Source organism: Sphaerochaeta sp. S2 (assembly GCF_016406725.1).
Classification (GTDB): Bacteria; Spirochaetota; Spirochaetia; order Sphaerochaetales; family Sphaerochaetaceae; genus Sphaerochaeta.
Window position 1 is genome coordinate 1 of record NZ_JAEKNT010000213.1, and the last position, 4,807, is coordinate 4,807.

Below are 4,807 nucleotides of genomic sequence, written 5' to 3' on the forward strand. Positions count from 1 at the left end.
GTCTTGTTTACCTCTATCACTCCCTTGTGCTTCTTGAGAAGGAGTTCCAGGTTTTCCTTGCCCTCTGCCTGCAAGTCTATAAGAACCTCCTTGCCAAAGTGTTCCTCTCCAAGTGAATCCACAGAACCAAAGCTGATCAACTTCCCTTCTGAGAAGAGTCCGACCCTGTCACAGACAGACTGTACCTCATCCAGCTGATGGCTGGAGAGGAGGAAGGTCATCCCTTCGCTGTCACGAAGGGAAGCGATCAGGGAGAGGAATTCACGGATGGACTGGGGATCGAGTCCTTGGGTTGGCTCATCCAAGATGGCGATCCTCGGTTCCTTAACCAGTAATTCTGCTAGTCCCAGTCTACGTTTCATACCATGCGAGTATGTCTTGACCTTGTCGTGCATGCGATCAGTCAACCGCATCTTGGCAATTGATTCCTTGATGCGTTTTTCCCTTCCCTCTGCATTCAGACCAAGGAATCTGGCTGTATAATCGAGGTTCTCATAGGCTGTCATGTACTCATAGAAACCTATGGTGTCAGGCATATAACCCACCTGTTTTTTTACCGCCAACGGTTTGCGGAATGGATCGTGGCCTAACACTTCCACAGTTCCTTCCGTACTCTCCAGGAGTCCCAGCAGCATAAGGATGGTGGTGGTCTTTCCTGAGCCATTGGGCCCTAGCAACCCAAAGATTTCTCCTTCCTTGAGGGAAAAGGAGATATCATCCACTGCCTTAACCCCCTTGCGGTACTGTTTTGACAGATGGGAAACGTTCAGTACGATTTCGTTACCCATTGTAATACCTCCTGTTATCGACGTCCGAACTTTTTCACTGCAAATACCAACAGAACTGCTGCAGCAGCGATAATGCCTACTGATACAATGCCCCACAGAGAGGATGTACGAACAGTAATCCTGAATTTCTCTGAAATATTTCCTGCATTCTCGCTATTTGCCTTGAGTGTGAGACTGTAGTCTCCGGTAAGTGCCTCACCAGACGGTTTTACTGTAGCTTTCACTGTAACTTTTTCTCCAGCTGGCAATGATTCCACCACAGAGGGATCATAGGAAACTGTCCAGTTGGATGGAGTGTAGGAGGAGAGCTCAACGTGGTTGGCTTCTGCACTACCGGTATTTTCCAATTCCAGGTCCAGGACTTTCTCTTTCCCTGCAACAGCGCTGGCACTGAGCAGGCCTCCCTGTCCTGTAAGACTGAGTTTTGCCTGTCCTTGCACTTCAAGGGTGACCGGTACAGAAGCCTCTGCTCCAGAGGATCGCGCGGTTACCGTGATGGGATAGCTACCCTCAGCTACACCGGAGGAGGGTGATACCGTTACCTGGATGGTTTTTGATGACCCAGCATTCAAGGAAAGAGTATTCAGTGTTTTCGATCCATACTGCTCCTTGAACGATGCATAAAAGCCTTGGGGTACATCGGCATAGAGGTCAATGAGTGTCTCTGCTGCGCTGTTGTTCCTGAGTGTGACGTTGAATGTGAAATCAGAAGAGGGATCTCCCTTGATAACTGGTAGTTCAGTATCGAGTGCAAGCCTCTGTGGGAGTTCTCTTCCCATGGTAACGGTGAGCGGCAGGGTGAAGGATGCATCCTCTTCTCCTTCTGCATGTACAGAGAAGTTATAGGTGGCTTCTCTCCCTGTAGCCTCAGGAATTACCCAAAGCTGAACATTGGACGTTGACTCAGGTTCAGCAAAGACTGCATTTACCAGACCACCTCCGCCGACAAATTGGTATTCCCATCCTTTGGGTAACCCAGTCAATGAGAGATTGACCCGCTGTGGGGCAAGGTTGTAGTTCTTTACCTTCAGATCGAAGGTGATCATGTCAGATGAGCTGACATTCAGGGAAGGGTAGTTGGTAGAGATTGAAAGCCCTTCATAGTCAGCAAAGAGTGGCATGACTACAACCATGAAGATAAGAAGCAAACCAAACATCCGATTGTTCCGTTTCATGATACATATTCCTCCGCATTATTTGAAAGATCTAATGGGAGGAATAAAAACATAACCAGAAATCGTCAAGTTTGATTCATCTTCAAATATCTTTACAGGTTCAAATTATTTTCACATAGAGAAAAAATTCTTCACATTCCTTAAACAAAACCTTCAAAGAATCTTACCAGAATTTTCAATGTATATTTGTATTGATACATGGTATTCAAAGAGAACAAAAAATCTTCAAGAACTGTTAAAGAATTCTTGAAGATTTTTCATAAAGGATGGGAGTGTTGTAATTCAGTAAGTCGGTTTGTTTCCTTCGTGTATGGTCAATTGGCTATTCTTACTCCTCAAGATTGGTTGTGATAATAAACATTTTGAGAAATATGTAATATCGGGGCTCTCTGCGTCTTTATATGTGGGAATCCATACCTTTAAAATATGGATGAAGTCCATATTTCTTGAGGAGGATGTTTCTATGAGAAAAATAAGGATCATTTTATTAGTTATGATTACCTTGACAGCAATGATTGGTCTGATTAGTTGCGATGAGGCTGATGCCCTTGGCCTTCAGATAACAGAGGTTACTACTACCAAGGATACAGTTACTATTACTTTCTCAGATACAATAACTTCAGTCACCATGCCTAATACCATTGTTTTTGGGGATTCGACGTATTATTTTTCTATAAAAGATACAACTGGAAATAGTGTGGACCTTGGTTTGATGAATCAATCAGAAAATTCAATAACGGTGGCGGTGCTAGGCAAAACTTCTTCTGCCATCTCAGGAACGTATTCCTTTGAGGTCTCAACTGATGAAGCAGGTTCTTTAGTAAAGGCCTCTAAGGATATTAGCTTCCAATCATGGAATGGAACTAATTGGTATATTGATGTTTACGGGCCTGGGGCAGATCTATTTATGGTCCAAGTTTTAGATAATCCACAGGAAGCAAATGAAAGTAATTTGATTACTGGCCTAGTCGCTGCTGATTTCTCGGCATTTGATGCTGATGGAAACAAGCTGTCATTCACATTCTCATCTGAACGTGGGGAAGAATTTAATTTACATTTTGCATCTTCATTGATTAATGGGAATTACTGGGTACGAATAGTGAAGACAGGATATAATCCATCATATGAATTGGTGACTCTACCGTCTGAGTAAATATTACAGATAACTGGTAAGCGTGAACGTCAAGATTGATAAACAACAAGGAACTCTCATCAATGAGGGTTCCTTGGAGTAAACTATAGCCTTTTCTCTACTTAAACCTATTCAACCTCAATGCATTCAACACTACCAGAGGCTGCCAATCTTGGGCCAAGTCTAGAACCTATGAGAATAATCATAGTCAACTGATTTGCTTTTTCCAACTTTGTTGCTATCAGCATATGATATACTGGGTAGGGTACATGGAGTTTATCATATGCAATCTGAAAGCATCTATCATAAAGCAGTTCTTCTCTGGAAAAGCTTTTCAATACAAACCCCAGCAGCGCTGAATCAGCACCTTGAAAACTTTAAGATCTTGTTCGCGTATCACTCTGCAAAGATTGAGAATGATGCAATCTCCTATAAAGATATGCATGAGATTTTTCATAACAACAAGGTAAGTTCCTTTACTGGCGACTCTCGCACTCTTTTTGAGCAACAGAACCAAAAGACCTGTTATAAATTTCTTTTGCCGAAGATATGTGGGAAAGAGCCTATTACTATGGCTCTGGTTAAGGAAATTCATGCAATTCTTACTGCCGGGACGTATGATGAGAGACGATATATTGAAAACAAGGAACGTCCTGGTGAGTTCAAGAAACATGATTACGTTACAGGGTTGCTTGAGGTTGGTTCATCACCAGAGGATGTGCCACATGATATTGCTCTCCTGCTGACAGAGATGCAAGATCTATCAGAAAGAAAAGCAATACAACCAGAAATACTTCTCAAAGCTGCAACCTACTTTCATGCACGTTTTGAATATATCCATCCTTTTGCAGATGGGAACGGACGAGTAGGCCGAACACTGCTTAACTACTTTCTCATGAGTAATGATCATCCTCCACTTATCGTTTACGAAGAGGATCGTTCACTGTACTTCGTGGGATTACGCTCCTATGACAGACAGGAAGACCTTGAACCCCTGTACACATTTTTTCTTTCTGCTGTCGAGAAGACATGGAAGCAGAGAATAGAGAGATCTCTAGGTGGAAATAAGAAGCAAGAAAGAGCGAAGTTGGAGGAGTTGCTTTAAGGGTGGAGTGATTCCTGGGAGTACATGCAATACCCCTTCGATTCTATCATTGCTGGCAGATGCCCTGTGGCAGTCTTCTAAATCCCATTCAAACTCATCATATATAGGACTTCTCATCCTCTATGTCGTGAATAGCAGTGACTTGATCATTGGGTTAGATAGATTCTCTGTGTACTTTGTTTTTGTTTGTTTTTGCTCAGCAAAAAAACTTGACGATATATAATTCTAAGATTTAGACTTATTTTAAAAGGGTAGCACTGCGTTGCCGAGTTCAAGTAACAATCAAAACTTGGGGTGTCATTTATTCTACTTACGAAGCCCTACTCACAAGATATCCCTTCAAAAAAATGGAGGATAGTTATGGTAGGTTTTCGTCGAATTATGTCTGTTGCTCTCTTCTTAATGATTATTCTATTACCCGGTTGTGAAGATACTCTAATTTTGGAGAATGAAGTAGATACTACGAACTCTGATTCAATCGATGAGGAAACTGAGTCGAGTGGGACAGATTCTGATTTAACTAATGAAAATACTGACTCAGGAAATACAATTACAGCTACTGTTTCATCAGTTGGGGACTTGTTGGAATACTTGGCGTCAGATACTC

At 42.4% G+C, this 4,807-nt stretch carries 5 protein-coding genes; 3 read left to right on the forward strand and 2 right to left on the reverse strand.

The features are described 5' to 3' along the window. Both JF818_RS06000 and JF818_RS06005 read right to left on the reverse strand, forming a co-directional pair. The coding region (locus JF818_RS06000; RefSeq protein ID WP_198891090.1) for an ABC transporter ATP-binding protein at positions 1–788 on the reverse strand (788 nt) is incomplete at its 3' end. 14 nt (positions 789–802) lie between these two features. Next, positions 803–1,963 carry an NEW3 domain-containing protein gene (locus tag JF818_RS06005; RefSeq protein ID WP_198891091.1) on the reverse strand — a complete coding sequence of 387 codons (1,161 nt, stop codon included), beginning with the start codon at positions 1,961–1,963 and terminating at the stop codon, positions 803–805. Positions 1,964–2,273: 310 nt separating this feature from the next. Between JF818_RS06005 and JF818_RS06010 the strand changes: the two genes are divergently transcribed. The 3 genes from JF818_RS06010 to JF818_RS16340 all read left to right on the forward strand — a co-directional run. Next, positions 2,274–3,116 (forward strand): hypothetical protein, encoded by an 843-nt coding sequence (locus JF818_RS06010; RefSeq protein WP_198891092.1) that lies wholly within the window; start codon positions 2,274–2,276, stop codon positions 3,114–3,116. A 550-nt stretch (positions 3,117–3,666) separates the two neighbouring features. Then, positions 3,667–4,200 (forward strand): Fic family protein, encoded by a 534-nt coding sequence (locus JF818_RS06015; RefSeq protein ID WP_198891093.1) that lies wholly within the window; start codon positions 3,667–3,669, stop codon positions 4,198–4,200. Between the two features lie 360 nt (positions 4,201–4,560). After that, on the forward strand, positions 4,561–4,807 hold a 247-nt coding region (locus JF818_RS16340), incomplete at its 3' end, for a hypothetical protein (protein ID WP_233066463.1).